Source organism: Diaphorobacter sp. ED-3, from assembly GCF_027625375.1.
Taxonomy (GTDB): domain Bacteria; phylum Pseudomonadota; class Gammaproteobacteria; order Burkholderiales; family Burkholderiaceae_C; genus Diaphorobacter; species Diaphorobacter nitroreducens.
Genome location: NZ_CP115182.1, coordinates 3,549,980 through 3,567,755 on the forward strand (window position 1 = coordinate 3,549,980; position 17,776 = coordinate 3,567,755).

Consider the following 17,776-nt stretch of genomic DNA (forward strand, 5'->3'; position numbering starts at 1 on the left):
CGATAATGCGCCGATGCCACGCCTGAGCCAACAACTACACCCCCACCGCGAGCCGGTCACCCCCCTTCACGCGGCCACCGTGCTGCTGCTGCGCGATGCGCCCCAACCCGGCGGCGGCAGCACGCTGCAGGTGCTGATGACGCGCCGCTCGGACAAGGCCAGCTTCGTGCCCGGCGCCTACGTGTTCCCCGGCGGCGGCATCGAGACGCAGGACGCCGACCCCGCCACCCACGCCCTGGCCGACCACCGCCCGGCGCAGACCGCCGCGCGCCTGACCGACGCGCTGGCCGCCATCCGCGAAAGCTTCGAGGAGTTGGGCGTGCTGCTGGCGCGCCACGGCGACGGCCGCTGGGCCGGGGCCGACGACATCGCCGCCATCGCACGCCAAGCACCGGCCGGCACCACGTTCGCCGCGCAATGCGCCGCGCGCGGCCTGCGCCTGGCGGCCGACCGCGTGTACTGGCTGGCCCACTGGACGGCCGACCGCAATTTACCGAAGCGCTTCGCCGTGCCCTTTCTCGTCGCGCGCATGCCCGAGGGGCAGGAGCCCGTGGCCGACGAGTCCGAGCAGTTCGAGCCCGTGTGGGTGAGCCCGGCCGACGCGCTGGCGCGCCACGAGGCGGGGCAGTTCTTCATGATCTTCCCCACCATCCGCACGCTGCAGCGCCTGGCGCAGTTTGCGGACGTGGACGCCGTGCTCGCCGCCGTCGCGCACGAGCAGCCTCTGTGGGTCAGCAGCCCGCGCTCGGGCCTGCTGGGCGGCAAGGAGGCGCGCTTCATGGAGGATGAGGCGCCCTTCGGCGAGCTGGCGCTGGTCACGCCCACGGGCCGCGGCGAGCATGCGCTGGACTGGCAGAGCGAGACGCCCGTGCCGCTGCTGAAGAACGTGCAGCGCCTCACCGCCCCCAACCCCGGCGTGATGACCGGCCCCGGCACCAACAGCTACCTGGTGGGCGACCCGGCCACGGGCTACATCGCCATCGACCCCGGTCCGGCCGACACCGAGCACCTGGACAAGCTCTGGCGCGCCGCGGGGGGGGACATCCGCATGATCGTGTGCACCCATTCGCACCCCGACCACTCTCCCGGCGCCGCGCCGCTGCAGGCGATGTGCGTGCGCGCCGGGCGCGCCGCACCGCCCATCCTGGGACTGCCCTCGGCGCCCACGGCGCGTGCAGCCAGCCAATTCACGCCCGATCGCTCGCTACAAGATAATGAGCTGCTCACGCTTGCTGGACAAGGGCCGGACGGCGAAATCACCCATACCCTGCAGGTCATCCACGCGCCCGGCCACGCGGCCAACCATCTGTGCCTGCTGCTGCGCGAGGACGGGTTGCTGTTCTCGGGCGACCACATCCTGAACGGCAGCACCACGGTCATCGACCCGCCCGACGGCAACATGGCGGACTACCTGGATTCGCTGGACCGGCTGGACGCGCTGTGCGCCGAGCACGGCGCCGAATTCATCCTGCCCGCGCACGGCTACGTGCTGGGAGGCCCGGAAGATGGGGCGCGCACCGCCATCGCACGCCTGAAGGCCCACCGCCTGGCGCGCGAAGCCAAGGTGCTGGCCGCCATGCAGGCCCAGCCCGAAGGCAGCATGGACGACTGGGTGCGCCTGGCCTACGACGACGTGCCGCCGCGCATGTGGCCCATCGCGCAGCGCTCGCTGCTCGCGCATGTGGAGCGCATCCGCATGCTGGAGCCCGGCAATGACTGAGTCCAGCCATCCAACGGACGCGGTGCGCCTGTCCAAGCGCGTGGCGCAGCAGTTCCAGTGCTCGCGCACCACGGCAGAGCAGTACATCGAGGGCGGATGGGTGTCGGTGGACGGCCAGGTGGTCGAGCTGCCCGGTGCGCGCGTGGCGTCCGCGCAAAGCGTGGTGCTGGCGCCAGACGCCAATCTGATGGAACTCACCCCCGTCACCCTGCTGCTGCACAAGCCGCCGGGCTACGAGGCGGGGCTGGGCCTGGTCACTGGCGCGACGCACGGCGCACCGGGCGCGCACGGCAGCCGCAGCCAGGGCGCGCCGCAAGCCGTCACGCTGCTCAACGCGCAGTCGCACCTGCCCGAAGACGCCGCCGGCACGCGCGTGCTGCTGCGCCATTTCAAACAGCTCGAATGCTTCACGCCGCTGCCCACCGAGGCCAGCGGCCTGGTGGTCTACACGCAGGACCGGCGCGTGGCCCGCAAGCTGCAGGAAGACATCGAAACGCTGGAACAGGAGTGCATCGTGGAGGTGGCAGGCCAGATCGCGGACGGCGGACTGCAAAAGCTCTGCCACGGCCTGAGCTTCAACGGCCGGCCACTGCCGCCCATCAAGGTCAGCTGGCAAAGCGAGACACGCCTGCGCTTCGCGCTCAAAGGCATCCGCCCCGGCCAGATCCCGGCCATGTGCGAAGCCGTGGGCCTGTCCGTGCGGGCCATCAAGCGCATCCGCATCGGCCGCGTGCCGCTCGCCAAGGTGCCCGAGGGGCAGTGGCGCTACCTGCAGCCGTGGGAGCGTTTCTGAGCGGACGCGGGCCCCGGCGGCCGGGGCGGACAGCGATGACGGCGACGCGGGTCGCCTTGCGGCGGCGTGGAAGGGCGCGGCCCCCTTCAGCGCAACCAGGCCCACCTACCCGATTTTCAGGCGCAGGCGCTTAAGGGTTGCCCTCCTCGCGGCGGACTTGGCTGCAGCCCACAATCGTTCCCATGTCCGGCAGCCAGATCATCGTCCTCGTCACCCCGGTGTTCCTCGCCCTCATGGCGCTGGAATGGGCCATCGGCCGTTGGCGCGGGCGGCCCGCGTTGCGGCTGGCTGATGCGGTGAGCAGCGTCAACCTGGGCATGCTCAGCCAGACCAGCGCGGTGTTCACCGTGCTGCTGCGCGTGGGGCTGTACACGCTGGCCTATGAGCACCTGGCGCTGTGGCGCAGCGAGGCGTTCTGGACCACCTGGTACGGCTGGCTCATCGCGCTGGTGTTCTACGACTTCTGCTACTACTGGCTGCACCGCATGGGGCACGAAGTGGCCGTGCTGTGGGCCGCGCATGCGGTGCACCACCAGAGCCAGGACTACAACCTGTCCACCGCGCTGCGCCAGACCAGTTCCGGCGCGGTCCTGGGCTGGGTGTTCTACCTGCCGATGGCGCTGGCGGGCGTGCCGCCGCTCGTGTTCGTGGTGGTGGGGCTGGTCGACCTGCTGTACCAGTTCTGGGTGCATACCGAGCAGGTGGGGCGGCTGGGCTGGTTCGACCGCTGGTTCTGCAGCCCCAGCAACCACCGCGTGCACCACGCCGTGAACGACAGCTACCTCGACAAGAACTACGGCGGCATCCTGATCGTGTGGGACCGGCTGTTCGGTACCTTCAAGGACGAGGACCCGCGGGAGAAATGCGTGTACGGCACGCGCGGCCTGCTCAACAGCTGGGACCCGCTCTGGGCCAACGCCCAGGTGTATGCAGGCCTGCTGCACGACAGCTGGCACGCCCGCCGCTGGGCGGACAAGCTGCGCGTGTGGCTGAAAGCCCCGGGCTGGCGCCCCGCCGACGTGGCGCATCGCTTTCCCAAGCCGGCCTTCAACTTCCACGACATGCCCCTGTTCGACCCACCCCTGTCCGCGCCGCTGCGCTGGTTTGCCGGCGTGCAGTTCGTGCTGCTGCTGGCGGGCGTGGCGGCATTCCTGTGGCAGGCCGACGGCGCACCGCTGGCGACCAACGCCGTGTGGTTCGCCACGCTGCTGGCCTGCCAGTGGGCGCTGGGCGCGGCCATGCAGGGGCGCATTGGCATGGGGTTGGCGCTGATGATCGAAGCCGGGGCGCTGGCCACGGCGACCAGCGCGCTGGGGTTCACGGCGTGGCACCTGCTGTTCAAGCCGCTGACCATGGCGATTGCTATTGTTTATGTAGCTAATCACGCTTATCCAATGAGCGCTACAGGCCGTTTTGGCTTGAACCGATCATGCTGGCTGCTGCTGGGCGCGCTGCTGGGTTCGCTGGCGGGCGACGTGTTCCTGATGCTGTCAGAGCACCTGTTCATTCCCGGCCTGGTGAGCTTCCTGCTGGCGCACCTGTGCTACATCGCGCTGTTCAAGCAGGGCGTGGGGTGGTTCGGCCACCGCGGGGCACTCGGGGGTACGCTGGCGCTGGGCATCGGCATGTACGCCTTCCTGCGGCAGGGCGGATTGCCGGCCGCGCTGCGGGTGCCGGTGGCCGTGTATGTGGTGGTGATCGCGCTGATGGCGGCGCAGGCCTGGGGGCGCCACGCGGCGCTGCGCGAGCGCTCGTCGCTTGCGGTGGCGCTGGGCGCGTGCTGCTTCATGCTCAGCGATTCGCTGCTGGCCACCAACCGTTTCGTGCAGCCGCTGCCCTTGTCGCAGTTGTGGGTGCTGGCCACCTACTATGCGGCCCAGGTGCTCATCGTGAGTGGGATGGTCACAGCGCTGACCCGCGGCGCGGCGCACCAAGCCGACGCGCGGACGCAGCCGCTCACCCCCCACGCGGCTTGAGCGATCAGGCGGACTCGAACAGCCCGCCCGCGGCGCGCGGCGGCGCCACGCCCAGGTGGCGGTAGGCGGCCAGCGTGGCCACGCGCCCGCGCGGTGTGCGCTGCAGATAGCCCTGCTGAATCAGGTAGGGCTCGATGACGTCCTCGATGGTGCCGCTCTCCTCGCCGATGCTGGCAGCAATGTTGTCCAGTCCCACGGGGCCGCCGTCGAAGCGATGCACCACGGCCTCCAGCAGCTTGCGGTCCATTACGTCGAAGCCCTGCGGATCCACGTCCAGCATGGTCAGCGCGCGGTTGGCAATGTCCAGGGTGATGTGGCCCGAACCCTTCACCTCGGCATAGTCGCGCACGCGGCGCAGCAGGCGGTTGGCGATGCGCGGCGTGCCGCGCGAGCGGCGCGCGATTTCCATGCCGCCCTCGGCGTCGATGGGCGCGCCCAGCAAGCCGGCCGAGCGCATGACGATGCGCGCCAATTCATCGGGCGTGTAGAACTCCAGCCGCGCGACGATGCCGAAGCGGTCGCGCAGCGGGTTGGTGAGCATGCCCGCGCGCGTGGTGGCGCCCACCAGCGTGAAGGGCTGCAGGTCCAGCTTGATGCTGCGCGCGGCCGGCCCCTCGCCGATCATGATGTCGATCTGGTAGTCCTCCAGCGCGGGGTAGAGGATTTCCTCGACCACGGGCGAAAGGCGGTGGATCTCGTCGATGAAGAGAACGTCGTTGCGTTCCAGGTTGGTGAGCAGCGCTGCCAGATCCTTGGGCTTTTCCAGCACGGGGCCGCTGGTCTGGCGCAGGTTCACGCCGAGTTCGGTGGCGATGATGTGGCTGAGCGTGGTTTTTCCCAAGCCCGGCGGGCCGAACAGCAGCACATGGTCCAGCGCCTCGCCGCGCTTCTTGGCCGCGCCGATGAAGATCTCGAGCTGTTCGCGCGCCTTGGCCTGGCCCACGTACTCCTGCAGCAGCTTGGGGCGCAGCGCACGCTCCAGCGCTTCCTCCTGCGAGGAGGCCGGCGCGGCCGACACCACGCGCTCGCGCGCCGGAGGGGGAGAGGGGGCAAAGTCGTCGGTATGGATCGTCATGCGAAGCGGACCAGGAAGGGCGCGTGCATTGTCCCCCATTCCCCCGCGCTGCCGGGCCGCCCCGCCACCCCGCGCGGGCCAGGGATAGCCGCCTTTCGGTAACATCGCCGCCTTCGCGCGCCGCGCGCGGGCGACCGCCCCCCTCCCGGACCACTCGAACGCCGCACCCGCCCCTGTGCGCCGCGCCGCCTCGGCCCGGCGCCCCCCTTGCAGCGACAGCCCATGAACACTCCAGCACCCCCCTCCTTCCTGAGCCGCATGGCCATCGCCATCGGCAGCTTTTTCGCCATCCTGGGCAACGGCCGCCTGGCCGCCGACATCCAGCGCCTGCGCGCGGGTGAAGCGCTGGCCGCCGACGTAGCGCCGCCGGCTCCCAAGGCAGTGCGGGTGGAAGTGCCCGTGGAAACAATCGTGGAGAAGATCGTCGAGGTCCGCGTGGAGGTGCCCGTCGAGAAAGTGGTGGAAAAGCGCGTCGAAGTCGCCACCGACACCGCCGCGCTGCAGCTGCTGGGCCTGCTGCAGCGCGAGGCGCGCCTGGTGGACTTTCTGCAGGAAGACGTGGCGCCCTACTCCGACACCGAGATCGGCGCCGCCGCGCGCGTGGTCCACGAGGGCTGCCGCAAGGTGCTGCGCGAGCATTTCACCATCGAGGCCGTGCGCCCCGAGGGCGAGGGCAGCCACGTCACCCTGCCGGTCGGCTTTGACGCCACGGCCGTGCGCCTCACGGGCAATGTGCTGGGCCAGGCGCCGTTCACGGGCCAGCTGACCCACCGCGGCTGGAAGGCGACCGCCGTGCGCCTGCCGCAGCTCACCGACCCGCGGGCCGCCGCCGTGCTGGCCCAGGCCGAGGTGGAGCTGTGAACGCGGATATGCCCAACGCTCCTGAAACCATAGCTGCCAGCGCTTACCCTGCAAGCGCTACAGGCAAAAATAACGCCCAGTACAGCATCGGCATCGATCTGGGCACCACGCACTGCGCGCTGTCGTACGTGGACCGGCACGCCAGCGACGGCGACACCGTCGTGCAGCAGGTGCTGGATATTCCGCAGCTCACCGGACCGGCCAGCGTGGAGGCGCGGCCGCTGCTGCCCTCCTTCCTATACCTGCCGCATGAGAGCGAGTTGAGCGCCGCCGACACGGCGCTGCCCGGTGGCGGCGCAGGCCAGGACTGCGTGGTGGGCGAGCTGGCGCGCACGCGCGGCGCGGCCACGCCGATCCGTCTGGTGTCCAGCGCCAAGAGCTGGCTGTGCCACCCGGGCGTGGACCGGCGTGCGCCCATCCTGCCGCCCGATGCGCCGCCGGAGGTGCCGCGCGTGTCGCCCCTGGCCGCATCGGCGCGCTACCTGTCGCACCTGCGCTGGGCCTGGAACCAGGCCCACCCCGAGGCGCCGCTGGAGCAGCAGGACATCACCGTCACCATTCCCGCATCGTTCGACCCGGCCGCGCGCGAGTTGACGGCCGAGGCCTGCCGCGCCGCCGGCCTGGAGCGCCTGACGCTGCTGGAAGAGCCCCAGGCCGCGCTGTACAGCTGGATCCAGGCCAGCGGCGGCGGATGGCGCAAGCAGGTCGCGAGCGGCGACGTCATCCTGGTGGTGGACGTGGGCGGCGGCACCACGGACCTGTCGTTGATCGCGGTGCTGGAGAAGGACGGCGCCCTGGAACTGCAGCGCGTGGCGGTGGGAGAGCACATCCTGCTGGGCGGCGACAACATGGACCTGGCCCTGGCCTATGGCGTGGCGCGCAAGCTGGCCCAGGAGGGCAAGCCGCTGGACGCCTGGCAGACCCGCGCCCTGGCCCATGGCTGCCGCGCAGCCAAGGAGCTGCTGCTGGCCGACGAGGCGCTGCCATCCGTGCCCGTGGTCGTCCCCAGCCGCGGTAGCAAGCTGATCGGCGGCAGCATCCGCACCGAGGTGACGCGCGCCGAAGTGCAGGCGCTGCTGGTCGATGGGTTCTTCCCGCAGGTGGCCGTGGGCGACAAGCCGCTGACCCGCGCGCGCGGCGCGCTCACGCAACTGGGCCTGCCCTACGCGCAGGACGCGGCCGTCACGCGCCACCTGGCGGCCTTCCTGTCGCGCCAGCTGGATGCCACGGCACAGATCCCTGGCCTGGCCGGCAGGCAAGCGGGGGGCGCCAGCTTCCTGCACCCCACGGCCCTTCTGTTCAACGGCGGCGTGCTGAAGGCCCCCCAGATCGCTGAGCGCATCGTCGGCGTCATCAACGGCTGGCTGGCTGCCGAGGGCGCCGCCCCGGCCCGGCTGCTGGAAGGCGCCCATCTGGACCTGGCCGTGGCACGCGGCGCGGCGTACTTCGGCCATGTCACTGCGGCGGGGCGCGGCGTGCGCATCCGCGGCGGCACGGCGCAAAGCTACTACGTGGGCGTGGAGAGCAACATGCCCGCCATTCCCGGCATGGAGCCGCCCCTGAGCGCACTGTGCCTGGCGCCGTTCGGCATGGAGGAAGGCACCGAGGTCGCGCTTCATGCCCAGGAATTCGGCCTGGTGGTGGGCGAGCCGGTGCGGCTGCGCTTCTTCGGCTCCAGCGTGCGCCGCGGCGACACCGTGGGCACGCTGCTGGACTTCTGGGGACCCGAAGAGCTGGTGGAACTGCAGGAGATCGAGGCCCACCTGCCCCCCGAGGGCCGCACGCCCGGCGAGGTCGTACCCGTCACCCTGCACGCCCGCGTGACCGACATCGGCACGCTGGAGCTGAGCGCCGTGCCCGTGGGAGGCCATGAGCGCTGGAAGGTGGAGTTCGACGTGCGCGCCCAGACACAGGCCTGACGCCGGCGCCATGCACTGCCTGGTCGTCATCGCGCATCCGCTGGAAGACAGCCTGTGCCATTCGCTGGCGCAGGAAGCCATCCGCACCCTCACCGCCGCAGGGCACACGGTGCAGGTGGAGGACCTGTGCCGCACGGGCTTCGCGCCCGCGCTCACGGCGGCGGAGCGCCGCAGCTACTACGGCACGGCCTTCGACGGCGGCGCTGTGCAAGCGCAGATCGACCGGCTGCTGCAGGCCGAGGCGCTGGTGCTGGTCTTTCCGACCTGGTGGTTCGGCTTTCCGGCGGTGCTCAAGGGCTGGTTCGACCGCGTATGGGCGCCCGGCGTGGCTTACGACCATGCGAGCGACCTGGGGCCCATCCGCCCCCGCCTGCACCGGCTGCGCACGACGCTGGCCATCACCACATTGGGGTCGCCCTGGTGGGTGGACCGGCTGGTGCTGCGCCGGCCTGTGCGGCGCGTGCTCAAGACCGCGCTGCTGGGCACCTGCGCGCCACGCAGTGCCTTCGACATGCTCTCGCTCTACGGCGCCGAGCGCCTGTCCGCCGCCCAGGTGCTGCGGTTCAACGCGCGCATCGCACGCGCGCTGTCTTCGTGGGCTTAGCCGGGTGAAGCGCTACACCGTCGGCATCGACCTGGGCACCAGCCACACCGCCTGCGCCTATGCGCCGCTGGAAGGCCGCGCGGCGGACATCGCACTGCTGCCCATCCCGCAGCGCCTCTCGGCGGGCGACGTGCAGGCGCAGCCGCTGCTGCCCTCGGCGCGCTACCAGGCGGCACCCGGCGAGTTGGGCGAGGCGTGGCGACAGCCCTGGCCGCCCCTGGAGGCCACGGACGACACCCCCGCCACCCTCGGCCGCTGGGCACGCGACCTGGGTGCAGCCGTGCCAGGGCGGCTGGTGGAAAGCGCCAAAAGCTGGTTGTCCCACCCAGGCGTGGACCGCACGGCGCCCATCCTGCCCTGGGGCGCGCCGCAGGACGTGGCCCGGGTCTCGCCGGTGCAGGCCAGCGCGTCGTACCTGGCACATGTGCGCGCGGCATGGGACGCCGCCCACCCCGATGCGCCGCTGCATGCGCAAGACCTGGTGCTCACCGTGCCGGCTTCGTTCGACGAGGGCGCGCGCGCGCTCACGCTGGAAGCCGCACGCCTGGCCGGCTTGCCAGCGCTGCAGCTCTTGGAAGAGCCCAAGGCCGCATTCCACGACTGGCTGGCGCTGCAAGGCGAACAACTGGCCGCGCAATTGGCGGGCTGCCGCCTGGTGCTGGTGGTGGACGTGGGCGGCGGCACCACGGACCTCACGCTGATCCGCGTGGACACGCAGGCCGATGGCACGCCCCGGCTGACGCGCATCGCCGTGGGAGAGCACCTGATGCTGGGCGGCGACAACATGGACCTGGCGCTGGCGCACCTGCTGGAGCCGCAGTTCGCCGGCGACGGTGGCCACCTGCCCGCCGCGCGGTTACCCGCCGCGCGTTTGCCCGCCGCGCGCTTTGCCCAACTGGTGCAGCGCTGCCGGCAGGCCAAGGAGTTGCTGCTGGCCGACGGCGCCCCCGACAGCGCCGCAGTCACGCTGCTGGGCACGGGCAGCCGCATGCTGGCGCAGACACACACGGCCACGCTCACGCGCGCGCAGGTGCTGCAATGCGTGGTGGACGGCTTTCTGCCGCAGGTGCCGATCGGCGATCGCCCGGCGCGCCGCCAGGGTGCGCTGCGCGGGCTGGGCCTGCCCTACCCCGCCGACGCGGCCATCACGCGCCATCTGGCGCAGTTCCTGGCGCAGCACGCCGGGGGCGACTTGCCCGACACCCTGCTGCTCAACGGCGGGGTATTCCATGCACCGGCGCTGGTGCAGCGGCTCGCGGAGGTGCTTGCGCACTGGCGCGGCGCACTGCCCCGCGTGCTGCACAACCCGCACCCCGACTGGGCCGTGGCGCGCGGCGCTGCGGCGTACGGGTTGGCGCAGCATTCATCATCAAATACGCACACAGCCCAGTCAGGACAAGCGCCAGCAGCTCCTAAAACCATAGTCCCACGCATCGGCGGCGGCTCGGCGCGCAGCTACTGGCTGGTGCTGCCGGGCAAGGCGGGCACTGCGCCGCAGGGCATCTGCCTGCTGCCCCGCGGCACCGAAGAAGGCGTGCGCCTGGTCCTGACGAGCCGGCGCTTCGCGCTGCGGCTGGGCCAGGCCGTGCGCTTCGCGCTGGTGGCGCGCAGCCAGGGCCAGGCGCAGGCCGGGCAGATCGCACCGCTGGAGGGCGACGGCTGGGCGGAATTGCCGCCGCTGGCCACGGTGCTGCCCGCACCCGAAGGCCGCGCCACCGCCCAGGTGGAGGTGCAGCTGCAGGCCTGCATGACCGAGGTGGGCACGCTGGAGGTGCGCTGCGTGGCAACGCAGGAGGCGGACCAATCCTGGCTGCTGCCCTTCGCCGTGCGCGGCGCGGCGGGCACCGATGGCGCTTCCAAATCGATAGCTGCCAGCGCAGAATCGGAAAGCGTCAGCGGCCAAAAAGGCTCGGAGGGTAAAGCCTCACGCCTGCCCCAGGCGCTGGCGCTGATCGACCGCATCTTCGGCACCCAGGCACAGGACGTGGCGCCCAGGGAGGTGCGCCAGCTGCGCCAGTCGCTGGAAAAAATCCTGGGCCCGCGCGCCGGCTGGGACGTGGCCTTGCTGCGCGCGCTGTTCGATGCATTGCTGGCGCGTGCGCGCCGCCGCCGGCGCACGCCCGAGCACGAACGCACGTGGCTCAACCTGGCAGGCTGGTGCTTGCGCCCGGGGGTGGGCGCCGAGCTGGACGCGTGGCGCATCGCGCAGGTCTGGCAGCTCTACCCCCAGGGCCTGGGCCACGGCCAGGACGCCGCCAACTGGACCGAATGGTGGGTGTTCTGGCGCCGTGTGGCCGCGGGTCTGGACGAGGCGCAGCAGATGCAGGTGCTGGAAGCGGTGGCCGGCTGCATGCAAAAGACCGTGCAACGCAGCCAGGGCAAGGCCGCGTGGGGCAGCTACGACGACATGCTGCGCCTGTTCGCCGCCATGGAGGCCGTGCCCTGGCAGTACCGCCAGGAAATGGGCCAGTGGATGCTGCAGCGCCTGCTGCGGCCCGATGAGTCCGCACAGACCTGGTGGGCCATCGGCCGCCTGGCCGCGCGCCAGCCGCTGGCAGCCAACGCCCACCGCGTGATGCCGCCCGAGGCCGCGGCCGAGTTTCTGCATGCCACGCTGCGCGAGGACTGGCGCCACAACGAGCATGCCCTGTTCGCCGCCGTGCAGATCGCCCGCATGACCGGCGACCGCGCCCGCGACCTGCCCGACGCTCTGCGCACCGAAGTGCTGGAAAAGATGCGCGCCACCCACGCGCCCGCACGCTGGATCGCGCTGGTGGAACAGCCCACGGCCATGGAGGCCGAGGACCAGCAGCGCAGCCTGGGCGACAGCCTGCCGCCCGGGCTGGTGCTGGTGGGTTAGTTGGCCGCCGTCGGATTCAGCCAGCGCCGCAGCGCCGTGCGGTAGCTGGTGTCGAAACGACCGTAATGGTCCACGCCGTCGCGCGCAGCGCAGCTGGCGGTTCCGCCCAGAAGCTGGCCCACCACATAGCGGCGCTCGCCAAACGTCACGAACGCGGCCGAGCCGCTGCTGCCGCCCTCCGTCGTGCCCTCCTGCCAGCCCAGCGTAAGGAAGGTGCCGTCGTCCGCATTACTGGAACGGCAACTGTTGTCCACGCACGTGCTGTAGCGCTGCATGGAGCCCAGGCTGACCTTCTGCAGATCGCCCTGGGGATGGTGCACACCCGCCAGCGCCGTGCCAACGTCCACCCCGCCAAAGTACGAGCCTGCATAGACGATGCCGGCAGGCGCCTGGCTGTTGAGCTGCATGAAGGCCGTGTCCGTGGTGGCGGACGCGTACAGCAGCGCCGCACCGCCTGTGACGCGCACGGCGGCGGGGTTCTCGGTGGCGGTGCCGCAGCTGCCGGAACGGTAGAACCAGTCCGTGGTGAGCGTGGACGCCACGGGCTGCGTGGAAATGCAATGGTTGGCGCTCAGGAAGTAGGGCGTACCGCTGGACGCGGCATCGTTGAGCAGCGTGCCGGTGCACAGGTAGCTCTTGCCATCGTCGCGCACAAAGATCATGCGCGCCACCGAGCGGCTCTGGTCGTTGAACTCCGGCCGGCAGGTCGCGTCCACGTTGCAGCTGCCCGACTCGCCCACCTTCTGGGCAAGGGCCTGCTCGGCCTGTGCGGGCGCCAGCGTGAAATGCGACAGCCGCGGCACGGACAGTCGGACGGCCGCTGGCGAGGCCGCAGCGGGAATCTCCACTTCCAGTGTGGTTTGCGGGCCGCTGAAGTCCGGGCTCCAATAGGTGCGCGCGGTGGTGTCATCCGCACCGCCACGCGCATTGCGCGCGGCGATGTCCTGCAGCTCGGACGCGCGCACCTCCATGGCCCCCGCGCCCTGCTCGCCGTAGAAGCGCAGCACCGCGCCCTCGGGCAGCGACTGCACGAGCACGCCCAGACGCACGCCATGCGCTCCGTCGGCCGTGAAGCGCAGCGCAGCGGCCTGCGTGCCCCGCGCCGTCGGTTGCCAGCGCAGCAGGGCCGCAGTGGCCGCGACGGTGGCGGTGTCCGCCACGCTGCGCGCCTCGCCGATCTGCAAGGGCGTTCCGGGAGTGGCGGAGACCACGCCCTTCACGGCCGTGAGCGCGCCGAGGGCGATGGTGCGGGTTGCCTGTGCACTGGCGACCGGGCTCACCGCCTGCTGCGAGGTGGCCACCTTGGCCGTGCCGCTGGGGTCGTAGGGCTCGATGCGGTCGCCCGCCACCGGAGGCGCAGGAGAGGGAGTGTCGTTGCCGCCGCCACCTCCACCGCAAGCGGACAAGGCCAGCACCAGGGGTATCGCGGCCCATTGCGCCGCAGTTGTTGTCAGTAATTGCATTGCTCTCTCCTCTACGTAAGAACTATTTGGATAGCGATTTCAGCGCCAGCTTGATCCCCTCGCTTACTCCCACATCCGCCGGCAGCGCCTTGAGCGCAGCGGCGGCCTCCTTGTCGTTATAGCCCAGGGCCAGCAGCGCCTGCAGGATGTCGGCCTGGTTGTCGTTGGCGGCATGCGCGCGCACGCCGACGTCCGCGCCCAGCTTGCCTTTCAGCTCCAGCAGCAGCCGCTCGGCGGTTTTCTTGCCGATACCCGGCACTTTGACCAGGCGCCCTGCTTCCTGCAGCGAAACGGCCTGCGCCAGGTCCGCCACGCCCATGCCTGAGAGGATGGACAGCGCTGTGCGCGGCCCCACGCCGCTGATCTTGATGAGTTCGCGAAACGCCTGGCGCTCCTGCGCCGTACCAAAGCCGTACAGCAGCTGCGCATCCTCGCGCACGATGAACTGCGTGAGCAGGCTCACCCGCTCACCCACGGCGGGCAGGTTGTAGAAGGTGCTCATGCTGACCTGCACCTCGTAGCCCACGCCGTGGCAGTCCATCAGCACCTCGGGGGGGTTCTTTTCCAGCAGCGTGCCGGTCAATTTGCCTATCATGGATGTCCTTTGCCGCGCCGGACACCCGCCGCGGAACTTCGACCGGAATTATCAGCGTGATCCTGCGCCACACCTTCACCCCCCATAACAACACGCGCCTGACCCATCTGTGCGGCCCCGCCGATGTGCACCTGCGCACCATCGAGGCGGCGCTGCAGGTCTCCATCGCCCACCGGCACGAGCAGTTCAAGGTGGACGGCCCCAAGGCCAAGGCCACGCAGGCCATGGAGTTGCTGCAGGCGCTGTACGAGATGGCGGATCGCCCCATCAAGGAAGAACACCTGCAGCTCATGCTGGCCGGCGACGCCAGCATGCAGGGCGATGACGAAGCCAGCGCCATCCAGCTCACCACGCGCCGCGCCGACCTGCGCGCGCGCACGCCCACGCAGGCCACCTACCTGGAAAACATCGCCACGCACGACATCACCTTCGGCATCGGCCCGGCGGGCACCGGCAAGACGTACCTGGCCGTGGCCTGCGCGGTGGATGCGCTGGAGCGCAGCAGCGTGCAGCGCATCGTGCTCACCCGCCCGGCCGTGGAAGCTGGCGAGCGCCTGGGCTTCCTGCCGGGCGACCTGACGCAGAAGGTGGACCCGTACCTGCGCCCACTGTATGACGCGCTGTACGACCTGATGGGCTTTGACCGCGTGCAGAAGGCCTTCGAGCGCAATGCGCTCGAGATCGCGCCGCTGGCCTTCATGCGCGGGCGCACGCTGAACAATGCCTTCGTCATCCTCGACGAGGCGCAGAACACCACGCCCGAGCAGATGAAGATGTTCCTCACGCGCATCGGCTTCGGCGCGCGCGCGGTGGTCACAGGCGACGTGAGCCAGATCGACTTGCCCAAGGGCGCGATGAGCGGCCTGATCGACGCCGAGCGGGTTTTGAAGCGCGTCAAGGGCATCGCCGTCACGCGCTTCACCAGCGCCGACGTGGTGCGCCACCCGCTGGTGGCGCGCATCGTGGATGCCTACGACGCGCAGCGCAGCCGCCGCGGCGCAGGCGAGTAGTCGCCGGCCAAAAGCTCACAAATTCGTAGCTACTCGCGCTTGATAGATAAGCGCTGGAGGCCAAAATGGCTTTGAACCAATTGTCCTTGTCCCTCCAATTTGCACGCGACGCGGATGCCACCGCGCACCGCGCCACCCTGCCCCGCCACGCGGTTGCGCGCTGGATCCGCCACGCCCTGGCCGTGGATGCCGAGATCACGGTGCGCATCGTGGGCGCCGAGGAAGGCCAGCGCTTGAACCGCGAGTTCCGCCACAAGGACTACGCCACCAACGTGCTCACCTTCGACTACCAGCAAGAGCCCGTGGCCGTGGCCGATCTGGTGCTCTGCGCCCCCGTGGTCGAGCGCGAGGCCCGCGAGCAGAACAAGACGCTAGAGGAGCACTACGCCCACCTGCTGGTGCACGGCACGCTGCACGCCCAGGGCTGGGACCACGAAACCAGCGAACAGGACGCGCAGGAAATGGAGGCGTACGAGACCGCCATCCTGCAGGAGTTGGGCTTCGCGGACCCCTACGCGGCATAACTGGCGGGCGCTCACCACCGCGGGCGCCGGGGTGCGGAAAGCTGTTTTGCGCCCAGGTCACAAACGCGCCCGCCGGTGCGGCCTAAGATGCCGCGCGACCTGCGTCCTGCAGGTCCGCCTCTCACGCGGCGACCATCTCTTAAGGGAAGAACCCACGCATGGACATCCTGGGCTGGACGACCTCCATCGGCCACTTGGCACTTCTGCTCACCGCCGCATTCATCGCCGGTGCGCTCAACGCGGTAGCCGGCGGCGGCAGCTTCCTCACCCTGCCCGCGCTGGTGTTCACCGGCGTGCCGCCCGTGGTCGCCAACGCCACCGGCACTGTGGCCTTGCTGCCCGGCTACATGGCCGGTGCCTGGGGCTTTCGGGAAGACATGCAACCGCCGCCGGGCCTGTCGATGCGCGCCGTGGTCGTGCTGTCGCTCATCGGCGGCTCGGCCGGTGCGGCGCTGCTGCTGTTCACGCCCGACGCCACCTTCCGCAAGGTCGTGCCCTGGCTGCTGCTGGCGGCCACGGCACTCTTCGCCTTTGGCCCGCAGCTGCGGCAATGGGCCGGCAAAGCCGGCCATGGCACGCCCTCTGCCCTGAAAGCCGGCGCGGGCATGCTGGCGGTGGCGGCCTACGGGGGCTATTTCAACGGGGGCCTGGGCATCCTGCTGCTGGCGCTGTTCGGGCTGCTGGGGCAGACACAGCTCAACGCCATGAACGGCATGAAGAACCTCGTGTCGGCCCTGCTCACGGCGATTGCCGTGGCCATCTATGCCGCGGGCGGCATCGTGCTGTGGCCGCAGGCCCTGGTGATGATGGTGGCCGCCACGTTGGGCGGCTATGGCGGCGCGCGCGTGGCACGCCAACTGCCCGCGCCGGTGCTGCGCTGGGGCATTGTGGCCACGGGGCTGGCGATGGCGGGGCTGTTCTTCCTGAAGGGCTGAACCCCGCCCCCAAGGCTCCAGGCGCGCTACAGCAAGCGCGCCTTCACCATCTTGCCTTTGACACGGCCCGCATTCAGCTTGGCGCAGGCCTGGGCCGCGATGGCGCGGTCCACGGCCACATAGGTGGAAAAATCGTTGACGCTGATCTTGCCGATCTGCTCGCGCGCATAGCCGAAGTCGGCGCACATGGCGCCCATCACGTCGCCGGCGCGGATCTTCTCCCTGCGCCCGCCGATGATTTGGATGGTGCACATGGGTGGCTGCAGTTCGCCCCCTGCCGTAGGGGTGAGTTCATCCACCGGAAAGAACTCGCAGGCACGGCCTTGCAGCAATTCGATCTTGCCCACGCTGCCCATCTCATCCATGCTGACCAGGTTCAGCGCCAGCCCCTCGGCATCGCCACGGCCCGTGCGGCCGATGCGGTGGATGTGCACCTCGGGATCGGGCGTCACGTCGACGTTGATCACGGCCGAGAGGTCGGCAATATCGATGCCGCGCGCCGCCACGTCGGTGGCCACGAGCACGCTGCAGCTCTTGTTGGCAAACTGCACCAGCACCTCGTCACGCTCGCGCTGCTCCAACTCGCCAAACAGGGCGAGGGCACTGAATCCCTGGCTCTGCAGCGCAGTCACCACGTTACGGCACTGCTGCTTGGTATTGCAGAAGGCAATGCTCGACGCAGGGCGAAAGTGCGCGAGCATGCGCGCCACCACGTCGACCTTCTCGCGTGCATCCACCTCATACCAGCGCTGCGCGATCTTGCCTGCACCGTGCTGGGCGGCCACCTTCACCATCTGGGGCGCGCGCATGAAACGCTGTGCCAGTCCCGCAATGCCGTCGGGATAGGTGGCGGAGAACAGCAGGGTCTGGCGCTCGGCCGGACATTGGCGCACCACGGTCTCAATATCGGCCAGGAAGCCCATGTCCAGCATGCGGTCGGCCTCGTCAAGCACCAAGGTCTTGAGGTTGGCGATGTCGAGCTTGCCGCGCTCCATCAGGTCCATCACGCGGCCCGGCGTGCCCACCACGATGTGGGCACCGTTCTCCAGCGAAGCAATCTGGCCGCGCGAAGGCACGCCCCCGTACACAGTGACGACCTTGATGTTGTCTTGCGCACGCGCCAAGCGGCGGATCTCGGTGGCCACCTGATCGGCCAGCTCGCGCGTGGGGCACAGTACCAGGCCCTGGACGGCGAACCAGCGCGGGTTCAGCCGATCAACCATGGCCAAGCCAAAGGCCGCTGTCTTGCCGCTGCCGGTGCTGGCCTGGGCGATCAGATCACGGCCCTGCAGGCTGAAAGGCAGGCTGGCGGCCTGGATGGGCGTCATCTGCGCATAGCCCAGCTGCTGCAGGTTGGCCAGCATTTCAGGGGGCAGAGGCAGCGATGAGAAGGCGGTGGCGGACGGGGCAGGCGACGCGCCTGAAGAGATGGTCATGGTCG

At 70.2% G+C, this 17,776-nt stretch carries 14 protein-coding genes; 10 read left to right on the forward strand and 4 right to left on the reverse strand.

Features of this window, described 5'->3' with window-relative positions; genetic code table 11:
* The first annotated feature begins 13 nt into the window (after positions 1-13).
* The 3 genes from PCQ86_RS17195 (at position 14) to PCQ86_RS17205 (ending at position 4,489) form a co-directional block, all read left to right on the forward strand.
* Positions 14-1,720, forward strand: a complete 1,707-nt coding sequence (locus PCQ86_RS17195) for an MBL fold metallo-hydrolase (protein ID WP_220637985.1) — start codon at positions 14-16, stop codon at positions 1,718-1,720.
* Positions 1,713-2,513 (forward strand): rRNA pseudouridine synthase, encoded by an 801-nt coding sequence (locus PCQ86_RS17200; RefSeq protein WP_270174296.1) that lies wholly within the window; start codon positions 1,713-1,715, stop codon positions 2,511-2,513. The genes PCQ86_RS17195 and PCQ86_RS17200 overlap by 8 nt, the downstream gene beginning before the upstream one ends.
* A 182-nt stretch (positions 2,514-2,695) precedes the next feature.
* Positions 2,696-4,489, forward strand: a complete 1,794-nt coding sequence (locus tag PCQ86_RS17205; RefSeq protein ID WP_270174297.1) for a lysoplasmalogenase family protein — start codon at positions 2,696-2,698, stop codon at positions 4,487-4,489.
* 4 nt (positions 4,490-4,493) lie between these two features.
* Here the strand turns inward: PCQ86_RS17205 and ruvB are convergent, their stop codons facing one another.
* Complete coding sequence (ruvB, locus tag PCQ86_RS17210; RefSeq protein ID WP_011806788.1) at positions 4,494-5,564, reverse strand: Holliday junction branch migration DNA helicase RuvB; 1,071 nt, start codon at positions 5,562-5,564, stop codon at positions 4,494-4,496.
* A gap of 222 nt (positions 5,565-5,786) precedes the next feature.
* On the opposite strand from ruvB, the gene PCQ86_RS17215 reads away from it, so the two are divergent.
* Genes PCQ86_RS17215 through PCQ86_RS17230 form a run of 4 tightly spaced genes read left to right on the forward strand, consistent with a single transcriptional unit; the run spans position 5,787 to position 11,808 of the window.
* Positions 5,787-6,425, forward strand: a complete 639-nt coding sequence (locus PCQ86_RS17215) for a DUF2760 domain-containing protein (RefSeq protein ID WP_270174298.1) — start codon at positions 5,787-5,789, stop codon at positions 6,423-6,425.
* An 8-nt stretch (positions 6,426-6,433) separates the two neighbouring features.
* Entirely contained in the window at positions 6,434-8,344 is a 1,911-nt protein-coding gene (locus PCQ86_RS17220) for an Hsp70 family protein (RefSeq protein ID WP_270174299.1), read from the forward strand.
* Between the two features lie 10 nt (positions 8,345-8,354).
* Entirely contained in the window at positions 8,355-8,948 is a 594-nt protein-coding gene (locus tag PCQ86_RS17225) for an NAD(P)H-dependent oxidoreductase (protein ID WP_270174300.1), read from the forward strand.
* Positions 8,949-8,952: 4 nt separating this feature from the next.
* Positions 8,953-11,808 (forward strand): Hsp70 family protein, encoded by a 2,856-nt coding sequence (locus PCQ86_RS17230; RefSeq protein ID WP_270174301.1) that lies wholly within the window; start codon positions 8,953-8,955, stop codon positions 11,806-11,808.
* On the opposite strand, the gene PCQ86_RS17235 is transcribed toward PCQ86_RS17230, so the two are convergent.
* The gene (locus PCQ86_RS17235; protein WP_270174302.1) at positions 11,805-13,271 is read right to left on the reverse strand and encodes a trypsin-like serine peptidase; all 1,467 of its coding nucleotides are present in this window, start codon (positions 13,269-13,271) and stop codon (positions 11,805-11,807) included. The two genes, PCQ86_RS17230 and PCQ86_RS17235, sit on opposite strands and share 4 nt — an antisense overlap.
* A gap of 22 nt (positions 13,272-13,293) precedes the next feature.
* Entirely contained in the window at positions 13,294-13,866 is a 573-nt protein-coding gene (ruvA, locus tag PCQ86_RS17240; RefSeq protein ID WP_270174303.1) for a Holliday junction branch migration protein RuvA, read from the reverse strand.
* A gap of 56 nt (positions 13,867-13,922) precedes the next feature.
* On the opposite strand from ruvA, the gene PCQ86_RS17245 reads away from it, so the two are divergent.
* The 3 genes from PCQ86_RS17245 to PCQ86_RS17255 all read left to right on the forward strand — a co-directional run bounded on the left by PCQ86_RS17245 (position 13,923) and on the right by PCQ86_RS17255 (position 16,335).
* A complete protein-coding gene (locus PCQ86_RS17245; protein ID WP_041838940.1) occupies positions 13,923-14,876 on the forward strand; it encodes a PhoH family protein in 954 nt (317 codons plus the stop codon).
* A gap of 65 nt (positions 14,877-14,941) precedes the next feature.
* On the forward strand, positions 14,942-15,400 hold the full coding sequence (gene ybeY, locus PCQ86_RS17250; protein ID WP_270174304.1) for an rRNA maturation RNase YbeY: 459 nt from the start codon (positions 14,942-14,944) through the stop codon (positions 15,398-15,400).
* Between the two features lie 158 nt (positions 15,401-15,558).
* Positions 15,559-16,335, forward strand: coding sequence for a sulfite exporter TauE/SafE family protein (locus PCQ86_RS17255; RefSeq protein WP_270174305.1), 777 nt, complete (start codon positions 15,559-15,561; stop codon positions 16,333-16,335).
* Between the two features lie 26 nt (positions 16,336-16,361).
* On the opposite strand, the gene dbpA is transcribed toward PCQ86_RS17255, so the two are convergent.
* Entirely contained in the window at positions 16,362-17,771 is a 1,410-nt protein-coding gene (gene dbpA, locus PCQ86_RS17260; RefSeq protein ID WP_270174306.1) for an ATP-dependent RNA helicase DbpA, read from the reverse strand.
* Positions 17,772-17,776 lie beyond the last annotated feature (5 nt).